This window comes from Rhodospirillales bacterium (assembly GCA_016710335.1).
Lineage (GTDB): Bacteria > Pseudomonadota > Alphaproteobacteria > Rhodospirillales > Defluviicoccaceae > JADJXQ01.
In genome coordinates this window covers 1-12,184 of the sequence record JADJXQ010000022.1, presented here as the reverse complement: position 1 = coordinate 12,184, position 12,184 = coordinate 1, and the positions used below count along the sequence as shown (strand labels likewise).

Below are 12,184 nucleotides of genomic sequence, written 5' to 3'. Positions count from 1 at the left end.
AATCGTCTCACTACTTGCTCTCGGTATTTCGCTTTTTACTCTGTGGTTCACCGTCATTCGACGCGGCACCGTGCGAAGCACCCATCCGTCGTTCGTCGCCTTCCGTTACGACTTTGTGGAAAAAAGCCGCCGCAAGCGAAGATATTTTTGCGGGCCCTCTTATTTAGCTCGGGCAAACGTGGCCACGTTGTCGAAACTCTCTTTCTCCGAGTGCGAGAAGGTAGCCGAAACGCAGAGTTTTCTTTCTGGGGTTATGGAGACAAAGAACTCGTGCGTGGGAGCGGTCTATTTGTTCCGGAGACGGGCGTGGCGACGAACCATCATTTCAACCCAATTGACGCGGAGGCACTCTTTCGCTTCTCCGAGGGATCCTACGTGCTTGAGCTTGTTGCGAAGTTGGTGGGTCGAACCAAGTTGGTTTCACTTTGGACCATCACGCTCGATCTGCCGGCTGGTCCGTTTGAATTCGGGATGTAGCTGTGCCCGGGGAACGGCTCGTTGAGCACGTCCTCGAAAGCGAGCTCGCCGGTGACGACAAGGGCGTCATACTCGGCCGCCACCAGCGTCATGTTGAACGGCCCGGCCTCGACGGTGTCCGGCGACGAGGCCAGCACCACTTCGAGGGCGACGGCCAGCGGCGCCTGCACCTGGCGCAAGGATTGGACGATCAACCGATCGACGTTGTCGATGCGCAACGTCACCCGGGCGACGCTCTCCGGGTCCTCGCCCGGCAGCGCGATCTCGAACGGATAGGCGACGTACAGATCGCCGCGGCTGGTGATGTCCTCGGTGTTGTTGACGACGCGGATCGGCTCGGCCAGCTCGTCGTGATCGATGGTGAGCAGCAGCAGGAAGGCCTCGTCGGTCTCCTGCGCGTTGAGCGCCTGATGCGCCGCCTGGCTCAGCGTACGGCTCACTGTGTTCGCCCTTGTCGATGATCCCTGTCGCGGCTAAGCCGCTCCGCGCCTCTTGTCACGGCATCACCTCCAGCTTGAGGGTGCCGGTCCACACCCGGCCGCGCGCCACCGGCTGGTAGAACGGCGGCTCGACGAACCGGTAGGTCGCCGCAACACCGGTGCGGGGATGCACCCAGTCGAACGGCAGCGTGCCGCCGGCGACGGTCGTGTCGTAGAAGGCGTCGAGCGTCGCGACCTGGTCGGCTGTCAGGCGCAGCTGCATGCCCATGGTGCGGATGCCGGCGGTGAACCGTCGGCGCACCTTGGGCGGCCCGGCCTCCATCTGCGTGCGGATTGCCGTCTCCCGTGCCTGCTCGTTGAACCCTTGCGCCAGCGGCCGTTGCGGCAGCGAATAGGGCCAGACGGGATTGCTCACCGCGGAACACCCCGCCGGTTGAGGCCGTAGGCGCCGGCCATGGTTTGATCCCACCAGCCCTGCGCGATGCCGCGACCCACTTCATCGCGGATCAGCACCCGGATGGTTTCACGCCCGTTGGGCCCGCGTTCGCGGCTCACCTCAGGCTCGGCGCCGCTCGATCGCTGATCGATGACCTGCACGGTGACGTCAGAGCCGAAGGCGTGGCGCATCTGCTCGGGCCAGCCGACCACCTCGCCCTGCTTGGCGACAATCGGCACCTCGCCGGCGACCAGCCCGCCGCCGTGGAACCGCGGCGCATCGGCAAACGCGGCCAACGGCACCGGCCGGTAGTCGAACGCGTTCGGCCCGCCGACCATGCCGCCCTGGTGGGCGTGACCGAGCATCCCGTGCGCCTGATTGTGCAGCGGGCTCGGCGCGTAGACGCTGGAGCCACCGCCGAACGAGATATTGCCGACAAGGTCTGTGAGGAAGTTTTCGAAGATGCCGCCGAGGGGCTTGATGATCGCCACCCGGTACGCCATCCGCAGCGCTTCTTCGGCAATGGAGTTGAACAGGTCGGCCGCCGAGAACTTGCCGGTGCGCGCCCATTGCACGAACGCGTCCTCGGACGACCGCAACGCCGAGGACGTGGCCTGCTCGAACGTGTCGGCCATGTCGCCGGCCTCGTCACCGAACCCGCGCAGCGCCCGGCGCACGCCGGCATGCCACTCGCGGCTGTCCGCCAGCATGCGATCGAACGCCTCGGCAGAGGCCCGGGCGAGCGACTCGTGGTCGATGGCGCCCTGACGCAGGAGCGCGTTGAGCTGCGCAATCTCGTCGGCGTAGATCTCTTCCGCCGTGCGCAGGCGCTCGGCCACCCGTAGCCCTTGCTGGCGCGCCTGTCGCAGGGTTTCCGCCGCCTGGCGCTCGTCGTAGAGCGCGCCGGCCAGCTCGCGCACCTGCGCGCGCTGCGCCTCGGTGGCATCGGCCGAGAGCCGCCGCAGCGCCTGCGAAATCGAGCGCTGGCGCTCGGTCATCGCCAGTTCCTGCCGCTCGGCGCGAAGCGTCTCCAACAGCCGCCGGTTCGCGTCGATCTGTCGCTGCGTGGAGTCTCCGCCGCCGCTACCGCCGGCGCTGCTATCGCCGACGCTTGGCAACCCCGGCGGCGTGAACGCCGGCGCCTCTGCACGCAGCGCCTTCAGCGCGTCCACCCGCTCCTGCCACAGCGCGACCTCTTTCTCCAGATCCGCCACATGGCCGGAAACCACCAGGTACTGCCGGCGCTGCCCCGGCTTGCCCTCCAGCGCGTCCCGCTGCTGCTTGAGCTCGGCCAGATGATCGGTCAGCCTTTGCAGCTTCGCTTCCGCGTTCGGCAGGCTGCGGCCGCTTGCGTCCCAATCGCCCTGCATGATCAGCGAAAGGTTCTCCCAGCCGAAGCCGACGTACTTGAAGAACTCCGCGAACCACCCCGAGGCGTCGGAGAGCGGTTGCGCCAGGCCGAGGATGGCCTTGGTCAGGTTCTGCGAGATGACGGTGGCAAGCGTGTCCATTTTGGTCCGCGCCTCTTCGGCGTTCCGCACCAGATGCTCGTCGATGACAATCCCCAGCTCGCGCGCCTCGCGCCGCATCGCCTCCATGCGCTCGGCGCCGGCGGAGAGCATGTTGACCATCGCCACGCCTTCGGAGTCGAACAGCTTGAAGGCGATCCGCACCCGCTCGGCCGGGTCTTCGATCTGCATCAATGCGTCCGCGACGTCGCCGAGCAGATCCTCGGTGCGCCGCAACCGCCCGGAACCGTCGCGCAGCGCGATGCCCATGTCGGCCAGTGCGTCCTTGGCTTCTCCCGTGCCCTTGGCCGCCTCGGCGGCGCGGCGAGTGAACCGCTGCAGCGCCATATCCAGGGTGCGCTGTTCGATCCCGGCCGCCTGTGCCGCAAACCGCAACTCCTGCAGCGCCTCGACGCCGACGCCGATCTTGTCGGCGGTCTTGCCGATGTTATCGGCGGCGGAAATGGCGCGATCGACCATGAGGCCAAGCCCGGTCGCGCCGGCGGCGACCGCCGCAGCGGCGCCCAGAGCCTTGCTGGCGATTCCAAGTGCCCGCGTCCGTTCGGTGAGGCCGCGCAGTCCGCGCCCGGCCCGATCGGCGCCGGTTTCGATCCGGCGCAGCGACCGGTCGCCGGTGGCGCCGACGTCGACCAGCTCGGCCTTGACCCGGCCGCCGCCCTCGACCGCCAGCCGTACTGCGTACGTGTGTTTCGCTCGCGCCATGGTCTATTCCGTCGGGTTCTCGATGATCGCTTCCAGCATGCCGGCCTGCGCCGCCGGCAGCAGCTCGCTCATGACCTCGAGGTCATGGCCGCGGGCGCGCGCCAGCTCCAGCGCCAGGCCGAGATCGAACACGCGGCTGGCAGGCGTGACCTGGTTCTGCACCGCCTGCACCAGCTCCCACGCCTGCTGTTCTTCGAGGCCTCGGGCGCGTGTTCGCGATAGGCGCAGCGCTCACCGGTCAGGCCGAGGCCTCCGTCGGCGCAGAGTTGCCCGTCGTCGTTGCAGCCTTGGCAGTATCCTGGCCCTCCGCCCGGCGTGAAGTGCCAGCGGCAGAGGGCCCTGATGCGTTTTTTGCGGCGTTCAACAGCACCTGGCGGAGCGTGAACTCCTGGAAGAACCGCTCGCCGATGGGATAGAGATCCAGCACCGCCGCCACCGCCTCGCGAGTGACCGCCGCATTACTCTCGCCATCGGCGTCGAGCACCCCCGACCATGAGACGATGTGGCGCGCGGCCAGCTCGTGGACGAGGATGCCATGGTAGAGCGCATCGTGCTCGGCCTCGTCGCCGAGATCCGGCAGCTCGCCGAGATCGAGCCCTGACTCCTTACGCTCGCGCACTTGCTCTTCCAGCGCCTCGATGCGCCTGCGCGCCGCCGCCTGCGCCACGGCCATGCCGGACGATGTCAGCGGCCGCACGACGACGTCGATGTTGTACGGCAGCGACAGCCCGTACGGCTCTTTGCGCCCGCTCAATGATCATCGCAACCACTCCTAACTGCAGCGCTCCCGTTCGCCCGCCCCCCGCCCCCGGGGGGGGGGGCCCCGGGCCCCCGGGGCCCCCCCCCCCGCGGCGATCGCGTCCGCCCCCCCCCCCCCCCCGCGCCGCCCCGCGCCGCGCCGCGCCCCCCCGCGGCCCCGCGCCGAGGCCCTTTCCGCGTAGCTCGCTCCGTCAGCGTCGTTGGTCCTGCGCCCTCGGCCTCGTTCCATGCGCCCTGGAAGTCGAAGCTCGCCTGCACCCCACCCGGGCCCTCCACCGCCAGCTTCGGCTTCGGCAGGTAGACCTCGTGGCAGGTGAACACGACCTTGTTGTTGGCGTCGATGGTGTAGGCGAACTCCAGATCCACCGGCGTGCCGGCGGCGGCCAGATCGATCAGCGTATTGTCCGAGTAGCGCACGTCGATGCGCCCGGTGAGCGCGGCGATGGTCGGATCGGCGCCGTCGATCTTGCCGTCGTTGCGAATGGTCTCTATGCGCTCCAGGTTGTTCGAATACGTCAACGAGCCGCCGGTGAGGTTGGCGACGGCGGCGCCGGCCCGCTTGATCGAGCCCTGGAACTGCGAGATGCGATTGAACGCCAGCGTCGTCGGCGTGCCGCCCTGGGTCGTATCGTTGCGCGTCTCGCCCTGGGCGATGGCGTTGATGGTCGCCGCCGCCGCGCCCGAGCGCGTGAACTCCAGCGCGATCGAGTTCAGCATCACGCCGGTGTGGAGGAAGTAGGCCGGGACCTGGGAGAGCCCCACCTCGGCCGAGAAGCTGGGCAGCGACGCCGCGCCGGACGCGAACGTGTGCACGTAGGGGCCAGTGCCGGTGGTGGCCGGATCGCCGAGCAGGCCGGTGAGCCACAGCCCGAGATGGCGCACGTCCAGCGGCACCACGATGTCGCCGTCGTCGTTGATCACGTCCAGCAGCGGCGAGCGCGGATCGCGGCCGTAGCCGAGCACCGGGTCGTCGATCAGCCCCTGCTCGGAGCCGAGCGAGCAGCGGTTGAACGGCATGCGCAGAAAGTTGCCGCCGGGGTTGGTGCCGTATTCGGTCTCGCGCTTGAGCAGCAGTGTCGCGTTGGCGCCGTAGGATCGGGCCATGGGCCAGGTCTCCTCTGTGACGGGGGCGGGTCAGCCGAGCCGCGTCGCGGTCTCGTATTCGACGACGATGGGGAGCGTGGCGCTCTTGATGGCGGCGGCGCCCTCGACCGGCTCGACGTCGACGGCCGGCCGGCCGTACTCCATGCCGAATGCCAGCCCGCCCAGCGTCGGGTCGGCAATGAGCGCGTCATCGAGCGCCTGCAGCAACGCATCGAACGCGGTATCGCGCGCGGCGTCGTCGCCTTCGGCCACGTACACCTCGACGTCAACGGTATGGCTGTAGTAGGCGCCGGCAAACCCGCCCAATGCCACGTCCGGCTCGCCGGGATCGCCGTCGCGGAGCACGATCAGCCCGCCGGCCGGAATGCGCTCGGGCAACGCGGTGTTGCGCTCCACGCGCACGGCGTCGATCGTCTCCAGGCGTGCCTTCAGCGCCCGCAGAATCCGCTCGGCCTTGCTGGCGCCGTAGCCGCCGATCGCCAGTCCGACGACCACTGCCATGCCGGCGGCGGTCCCGATGGCGAGCCAGTCCCCGCCGATCCTGGCGGTCGTTCCAGCGCTGCCCGCAACGCTCGCCGCAGTGTTGCGCACTGCGGTCGGAATGCCCTGCGGCACCCCGAGGCCGGACACGGTCGCACTGGCAAAGCGCACATGTTCCACGGCACCGGTCGCCGATGCGGCGCCAACGGCCGCAGCGGTCGCATCGTGCTCGCCGGCCGCGGTGGTGGTACCCGATACCAATGCAGCGCAGGCCACGCCGCCCGCCACCGCCCGCACATTGATGGCGCTCGCCGATGCAGTCACGCCGCCGACGGCGTTGCCGGTGGCCGGCCTCAATACCATTGGTGTCCCGGCGAAAGACGCTTCACCGCTTGCAGCGCCGGCCATGTCGCGGAGCGCTGTAGCGGCACCACCTGCTGTTGCCGCAGCGGCGGTGGCCGCGGAGACGCGCCGAATGCCAATGACCTGAGCCGCCGCTGCAGCGGCGGCTGCCACGCCCGCGCTGGTCGAGCAGATCAGACTGGCGTCAGCCGCGACGCTCCCGACGCCAGCCGCACTGGCTGTGGCAGACCGGACGAGATCCACTGTGGCCCCAACCCCGGCCGCGCCGGCTGCTGAAGCCGCCGCATCATGCGTCGTGCTGGTCGAGTAATAGACCTTGCGCGCGATGTAGTCGATTTGCGGGTAATAAACCTCCGCCAAGGACGTCGCGACGACGACACCGCTGGCGGAGTTGTTGAGGATCGCTGGCGTTAGCGCCTCGCCCCACAGATCCGACGGCCCTCCGAAGTAGTACGGGTCGTAGCCGGCGTCCGTAACGACCGTACCGCTTGCCCGATCGGTGTCGCCGACCACGTCGTTTTCATCGACCAGCCGGACCCGATCGAAGGGAAAGGTGGGAGTACCAGAGGCGCGCCGTGCCTCGACCCAGATTTCGACGCCGTCGATCGTGGCGCCGGCGGGGATAGCCGACCCGAAGTTTGTCGCCTTCAGGTAGTTGGAGGTGCCGGACTGACTGACAATGTGCGAACGCGAGCCATCGAGAGCGACAATTCTTTCGGGGAACCCCCAAGCGAGCGTGCCAAAGCGGTCGTCGTTCGTGCCGGTGGCGCAACTCTGCCAGCCGGTATCGGCCATGGCCGTCTTATCCGATGGTCGCGATCAACGCGTCGAGATGGCCGCGTAAACCGGCGGTCTGCGCAGGCGTGAACTGACGCACCGTGATCGCCCCGTCGGTTCCGAGTTGGTCCTTCAGAATGTAGCCGTCGTGCGCGGGGAAACCGGCAATGATGGCGTCGCGGACTTGCTCGGCAGCGGTGATCATCGCGCCTACTTCGGCGACCAGATCAAGCGCCTGGTCGCCCTTCTGGTCACGAACGTAGGCAGCAATCCCAGGGATCGCCCGCGCCGTCGCCCACGTTTCGAGTGCCGACTTCATCTCGGACATGATCTGGAGGAGTTGATTGCCGCTTACGTTCTGCGCCGCCATCAGCGCCTTCGCGTCCTGAGCGAACTGCTTGAGCCGAAGCGCCGTTCGGTCGACCGACGCCAGCGCGTCCGCCAGCGCCTGCGTGGAAGCCGGATACGCCATGATGTCAGTCTTCGGTAACGGTAAGCTGACCGGTTGCGAACCGGACGGTATCGCCGGGGTCCACGGTCTTGGAGGCGGTCAACGCCCCCTTGTAGAGCAGGTTGCCGGCCGTCGATGCGTCCCAGATGCCGAAATGGGTGACGGTGACCTGGGCGCCGTAGCCGGTGAAGTCGAACGAGATCTCGGCGTCATTGGCGCAACTGCCGCCGGAGGCGGCGCCGAACGAGCCGGCCTGGCGCGCGTAGCTGCCGCCCGAGCACTCGGCGCCCGAGGCGTCCTCGCCCGGATCGGCGGTGTGCAGCGAGACGTAGGGCGTCGTCACCTGCAGCGCGGTGTTGTTGAGCACGGCATCGAGCACCGCGTTCTCGAGGTAGTCGGATTTGCTCATCGCTCTGATCCTTTCTGATGGATTGTCACTTCGACCGCATGCGCCGGCCGATCAGCGCCGGCAGCCGTGCCGACCAGGTGCGCGCCGCGCGCGCCACGTCGAGGCGCTTCGGCATCTTCACTTGCGGCACGAGGAAGAACATCACCACGGTGGCGAGGCCGGAGGCCGACACGTAGTGGCCGCGGCGCTTCGTTGCCTTGCGTACCGTCGCCATCCGGTAGCCGCCGCGCTGGCCACCGCTCGCCACCATCCCGTCCATCACCAGCAGCGACGGCCCGCGCCGCCGGTAGACGAACCGCAGCCGGCGGCCGTACATGCGCTCGACCAGATCCGGCGTGACCCGCCGGCCGCGCACGTGCTTCGGCGCCGCTCCGGTCGGGATGGTGAGCCAGAACCCATTGCGTGAGCGAATGACCGCGCCCTCGTCGAACGCACGGATGATCTGCGGCGCCTTGCTCCACACCAGCGCCGCGGCGTCGTGGCCGCGGTTGGGATACGTCCGATCACGCCACGTCTTCGCCAGTCGTGGACCGAGCCCGGCGGTGATGACCTGGCGCCGCAACGTGCCCTTGAGCCCGGCGCCGGCATCCTTGACGCCGGCGGCCACCGCGCCCTCGATCTGGCGCATCTCTTGGTCCAGCTCTGATTTGAGCGAGCCGAAGACCGTGGCGGCGATCTTCATGTCGTCAGGCGCACGTCCAAGGTCCAGACCAGCCCGTCCTGGTCCTTCACCGGCTCGCCCTGGACGACGAACCTCTCACCACCAACTTCCAGGACGTCGCCGTCGACCGGCATCGAAACCTCGGAGACCCGCACGTCGAACACCGCCGTCGCAGTGTGGATGCGGGTGTCGCCGAAGCCGACGACTTCGTCGGGACGCCGAGAGACAACCCGCACGTCGAGCGCGCCGCCGCCGGGCGCGCAGACGGCGTCTGTCGCGAGGTTCGAGTCTCCGAACAACGCCTCGACGCCAACCGCGAGCGCGCTGATGAGGACAAGTCATTTGGGAGAGGTTCTAAATCGGGAAAGGTTTTTGATGCGTAGCGCTAGGGGCCTTCAACTCAACGATTATCGCCGCTGCGCTCAGCACTCTGATCGCTTCGGACTCACATACCCCGTTTGCCTCTGTCTCTGGTCTCCTGCGCCTAGTTCAGCAGCTTGCACTCTGTCGGCAGACACAGACGGAACGGAGCTTGCTCTTTGTGGCGGTCGATGGAAACGCAGCCCAGCCAAGCCCACTACAATGAGGGAGCCTACCGATACGACTAAAAAAGTCCATCCAACGATGTACAAGAGCACGAACGGCCACTCCATGTCGAACACATGCCAAGAGCTTACTAGAATGGCGATAGAGACGCTCTCCGCAATAACAACGAACAAAAACTGTCCCAGCGAGCGCAAAGGAAGCCACGTTTTCTTTGCTCTGAGCCTAGGTATTTCATCCCAACTCAATACTTCTTGCCCCACGAGCGCGATGAGCCTCGGGCGAATGATGTAATGCACATATTGCGTTATCGCCAACACGCCCGAAAAGAAGCTTCCGATTCTTATGAGCAAGACCAATTCAAGATCGACAGAAAGATGAACAGCGTCGACAGGCTTTCGGACGCCTTAACCGAGGCGATATAGGCATCGATTTCGAATTTGCTTTCCGGCCGCAAAGATAGCCTGCGATGCCGAACAAAGCGGTTAGGTAGACACCCGACATCCTGTCGATGCGCTGCGAGTAATGATCAGACTCATCCCGCAGAGCCTGGAATTCTGCGAGATGAACCTGAGCTTCGTTTTCTGGCCCATCGCCTGACCGTACTTGACCGGAACTCCCCGCGTAAAACCCTCTCGGCGGACTGATGCGCGACTCAAAACGGCTGGATGGGCAATCGATCGCGGTCGGCTGACCTCCGGCGGACAATCGGGAACGGTGAAACGCCAGTCAGCGCCGCAATACGGCGCATTTGCCTGCGACCCGGACGCACTGACCCCGTTGTCACCGCCGAAAGACTGCGATCCGGGCGACATGTCGAGCCCTTCATCGGTCCGAGCCGGTCGATGCGGCTCAGGATGTCGGCAAACAGCTCAAGCCGAATCGCCGCCTCCACCATCTGGAACGTGACGTAGCGGCCGTGGCGGACGATCTGCGGCGCCTTGCTCCAGACCAAGCCGGCGGTGTCGTGGCCTCGGTTGGTATACGTCCGGTTCCGCCAAGTGCTGGCCAGCCGTACCCCAAGGCCCGGCGGTGACCACTTGGCGGCGCAGCACGCCCTTGAGCCCCTCGCCGGCGTCCTTAACTCCCACTGCAACGGCCGGCTCGATCTGACGCATGTCGGCCTCGAGGCCGGCCTTGAGGAAGCCGACGAAGATCGAAACGAACCTCATCCGACGAACACAAGAGCGTGTTGCGCCTCGAAATATTCTGTCAAGGTATTCGCTGATCTGGGCTCAAGCGTAGCCTTTTCAGCAGAGCGACGGCCTCTTCCATCCGTCCGTGCTCCGTCTTCATGCCCTTCCGCCGTATAAGTTCCCGTTTCCAGTCAGATTTCTTCTCGACCTTATCGAGCCAGTGGATGGTCGCGGCGAGTTCCAGCACCGTGGAAGACTGGGTCTTCATCGCAGCAACCAACTCGCGGGCCTCTTCGAAGGGAAGTTTTCCCATCTTCTCGGATCCGCCGCTCCCTTCCTCTTTGTGCAACGAAAATATGCTATATGGCATGCCGTCAGTCTGACGATACGCAATTTTTTCTTGGATGCTGTGCAGCGCTTGCGCTCGGTCCAAAGCCTCGTCGAGTTGCCGCGAATAAGGACCGTAATGATGGTAATGGTAAGCGACGCCGCTTTTCATTCCGGCTTGCTCCAGAAGATAAAAGATCTTCTGGAGCCAGGTATTGACTATTTCTCCGTCGGCCGCAGCAAGTGTATCAGTGATCAGTTCATCTAAAGCCGTCATTGTGCTCCTCCCACTCGTGCTTTGTCGCGCAGTCCGTCGTCCGGAAAATAAAAACGGACGACTGTTCTTTCTTGCTCAGTGTACGAATAGTCGGCGACAGTTCCGTGATTTCATGGGTTGAGCCACTCCGCAATCTGATTGACAGCATTTTGTGCGTCTGTGCCTGTTCTGCACCAAATTCGCCGTAGATATTGATCGATCCGGCATCCTTTAGGACAAGCGCGTTGTTCTCCGAGCTTAGCGCGCTCTCAATTCTCATGATCTCTCGCTGACGGCGTTCCTCAGTCTGCTCCAGTTGCTCCCCGGGCAAGGCTGGGCATTCGATGTTGATATCGAGTGCCTTGTAAAGCTTTCGCTCCCGCAATCGCCGCGCGAGGTCGGCGGCTTCGCGGTTCTCACTGTTGGCGATCCGACTGATGCTCGCCCACATCGTGAAATCGTCAAGTGCAAGACATTCTGGACGGTCTCGCCCCGGTTTTGAAGAAGCGGATCAGCGGATCGGTCTTGTCGAGCCCGAGTTTGGTATGGCCCCGACCCTTCGCAGCCTCCGCCACTCTTTCAAGAAGCGCCCGCAACATCGCTTCGACGCAGCGAGTTGCCTTGTGGAGATAGACCTGCTCGAAAAGATGGTATCGGGCGAGAAGAAAGGATTCGGCCGCCTGAAGGGCTTTTTCATCGAGGCAAAAGGTCATGACGGGTTCGCTGTCAACGTCATCGTCGCCGCCGCGTCGAACCTCGGCGATGCGCAGATTGTCGATTAACCAGTCAAAATCGATCGCACCTGCGCCCCTTCCCGTCATCAATCGGTCACGCCGAAGATAGTCAAGCCGGTCCGCGTCAAAGGAACTCGAAACGACTGCGTGATAGACGTCCTTCGGCACTTCGGCCGTAAGCAGGTCGGCGATGTGCTCCGTTATCCCCTGACGGAAATTCTCGAGAATCGGTTGTATGTATCCTTTTGGATTGAGGATGATGTCGGACGTCCAGTTCTCGTGGCTCTTCTTCGAACCGCGCTTCTTCTGCGCGCTTTCGAAGGCGTGGCTGAAGGGGCCATGTCCGAGATCGTGCAATAATGCCGCAAGAACCGCTAGGTCCGCGCGGTCGCGATCAAACTCCGCATCGGGAATTAACTTCCCGAGCACATTGACCAAGGCCCGCGCCGTATGGAAAACACCAACTGAGTGAGCGAAGCGCGTATGTGTCGCCCCTGGGAATGTGAATTCCGAAACGCCAAGTTGCCGAATGCGCCGCAACCTTTGAAACTCTGGAGTGTTGAGCAGATCCCAAGCGGCTTGATCGCGCCGCGCCGTCGC

General features: G+C 65.2%; 15 protein-coding genes. All 15 read right to left on the bottom strand.

The annotated features are described in order from the left end of the window. Nucleotides 1-371 precede the first annotated feature (371 nt). Nucleotides 372-917: a DUF1833 family protein gene (locus tag IPM60_15530; protein MBK8909232.1), complete on the bottom strand. Its 546-nt coding sequence runs from the start codon at nucleotides 915-917 to the stop codon at nucleotides 372-374. 55 nt (nucleotides 918-972) lie between these two features. Next, a complete protein-coding gene (locus tag IPM60_15525; protein ID MBK8909231.1) occupies nucleotides 973-1,332 on the bottom strand; it encodes a hypothetical protein in 360 nt (119 codons plus the stop codon). Next, the gene (locus tag IPM60_15520; protein MBK8909230.1) at nucleotides 1,329-3,584 is read right to left on the bottom strand and encodes a hypothetical protein; all 2,256 of its coding nucleotides are present in this window, start codon (nucleotides 3,582-3,584) and stop codon (nucleotides 1,329-1,331) included. The genes IPM60_15525 and IPM60_15520 overlap by 4 nt, the downstream gene beginning before the upstream one ends. A 3-nt stretch (nucleotides 3,585-3,587) precedes the next feature. Continuing rightward, on the bottom strand, nucleotides 3,588-3,746 hold the full coding sequence (locus IPM60_15515; protein ID MBK8909229.1) for a hypothetical protein: 159 nt from the start codon (nucleotides 3,744-3,746) through the stop codon (nucleotides 3,588-3,590). A 76-nt stretch (nucleotides 3,747-3,822) separates the two neighbouring features. Next, nucleotides 3,823-4,338 carry a hypothetical protein gene (locus IPM60_15510; protein ID MBK8909228.1) on the bottom strand — a complete coding sequence of 172 codons (516 nt, stop codon included), beginning with the start codon at nucleotides 4,336-4,338 and terminating at the stop codon, nucleotides 3,823-3,825. After that, nucleotides 4,335-5,447 (bottom strand): hypothetical protein, encoded by a 1,113-nt coding sequence (locus IPM60_15505; protein MBK8909227.1) that lies wholly within the window; start codon nucleotides 5,445-5,447, stop codon nucleotides 4,335-4,337. Before IPM60_15505 ends, IPM60_15510 begins: the two co-directional genes overlap by 4 nt. Nucleotides 5,448-5,477: 30 nt before the next feature. Continuing rightward, a complete protein-coding gene (locus IPM60_15500; protein MBK8909226.1) occupies nucleotides 5,478-7,085 on the bottom strand; it encodes a hypothetical protein in 1,608 nt (535 codons plus the stop codon). 7 nt (nucleotides 7,086-7,092) lie between these two features. Continuing rightward, nucleotides 7,093-7,539, bottom strand: coding sequence for a hypothetical protein (locus tag IPM60_15495; protein MBK8909225.1), 447 nt, complete (start codon nucleotides 7,537-7,539; stop codon nucleotides 7,093-7,095). 4 nt (nucleotides 7,540-7,543) lie between these two features. Continuing rightward, complete coding sequence (locus IPM60_15490; GenBank protein ID MBK8909224.1) at nucleotides 7,544-7,927, bottom strand: hypothetical protein; 384 nt, start codon at nucleotides 7,925-7,927, stop codon at nucleotides 7,544-7,546. Nucleotides 7,928-7,952: 25 nt separating this feature from the next. After that, nucleotides 7,953-8,609 carry a hypothetical protein gene (locus IPM60_15485; GenBank protein ID MBK8909223.1) on the bottom strand — a complete coding sequence of 219 codons (657 nt, stop codon included), beginning with the start codon at nucleotides 8,607-8,609 and terminating at the stop codon, nucleotides 7,953-7,955. Continuing rightward, nucleotides 8,606-8,917, bottom strand: a complete 312-nt coding sequence (locus tag IPM60_15480; GenBank protein ID MBK8909222.1) for a hypothetical protein — start codon at nucleotides 8,915-8,917, stop codon at nucleotides 8,606-8,608. Before IPM60_15480 ends, IPM60_15485 begins: the two co-directional genes overlap by 4 nt. A 1,086-nt stretch (nucleotides 8,918-10,003) precedes the next feature. Beyond that, entirely contained in the window at nucleotides 10,004-10,303 is a 300-nt protein-coding gene (locus IPM60_15475) for a hypothetical protein (protein ID MBK8909221.1), read from the bottom strand. Nucleotides 10,304-10,343: 40 nt separating this feature from the next. After that, the gene (locus IPM60_15470) at nucleotides 10,344-10,871 is read right to left on the bottom strand and encodes a hypothetical protein (GenBank protein MBK8909220.1); all 528 of its coding nucleotides are present in this window, start codon (nucleotides 10,869-10,871) and stop codon (nucleotides 10,344-10,346) included. Beyond that, the gene (locus IPM60_15465; protein MBK8909219.1) at nucleotides 10,855-11,301 is read right to left on the bottom strand and encodes a hypothetical protein; all 447 of its coding nucleotides are present in this window, start codon (nucleotides 11,299-11,301) and stop codon (nucleotides 10,855-10,857) included. Before IPM60_15465 ends, IPM60_15470 begins: the two co-directional genes overlap by 17 nt. Before the next feature lie 10 nt (nucleotides 11,302-11,311). After that, on the bottom strand, nucleotides 11,312-12,184 hold an 873-nt coding region (locus IPM60_15460), incomplete at its 5' end, for an HD domain-containing protein (protein MBK8909218.1).